The organism is Streptomyces sp. ATLC9 (assembly GCF_057196705.1).
Map to the genome: position 1 here is coordinate 1 of NZ_JBXUOY010000575.1, position 540 is coordinate 540.

The window sequence follows — 540 nt, forward strand, 5'->3', positions numbered from 1 at the left end:
GGTATACGTGGGACGGTATTTTTTAAAAGAGACAGGGACTGCCGGGGCTGCTGCCGGGCCGGCTGCTGCTGCGCGTACGTCGCGGGGGACGGGGACTGCGCGGCGGGGGCCGGTGGCGCCGCGGCGGCGGCCGGTCGGAAACCCCCGGGGCCCCCGGGCGAGTGCGGCGCCTGCCCCTGCGGCGGCGCGGAACCGCCGGATGGATCGACGACGGACTCGATCCGCCACTGCACGCCGAACGCGTCGGCCAGCGCGGCGCGCAGCACTTCCTCGCTGCCGCCGTTGGTGAAGCTGTCACGGGCTCCCTGGTTGGAGAAGCCGATCCGGAGCGTCGTCCCGTCGAATCCGGCCACATGCGCGTTCTGGCTGAGCAGGATCCAGGTGAACCGGCGGCGGCCCTTGACGGCCTCCAGGACGCCGGGCCACATCTGCCGCACCTGCGCGGCACCCTGCCCGCCGTCGGCGCCGCCGCCCTGGGGCGGTGCCGGGGCCCGGGGCGGAGGAGCGGCCTGCGGCTGCGGCGCGGGGGCTGCCGGGGCC

The 540-nt window shown here is 76.1% G+C and carries 1 pseudogene; it reads right to left on the minus strand.

Annotated features, from left to right (window positions below):
- Positions 1-437: pseudogene (locus tag AC2CJA_RS27135) on the minus strand (hypothetical protein); the annotation flags it as partial.
- Positions 438-540: the final 103 nt, after the last annotated feature.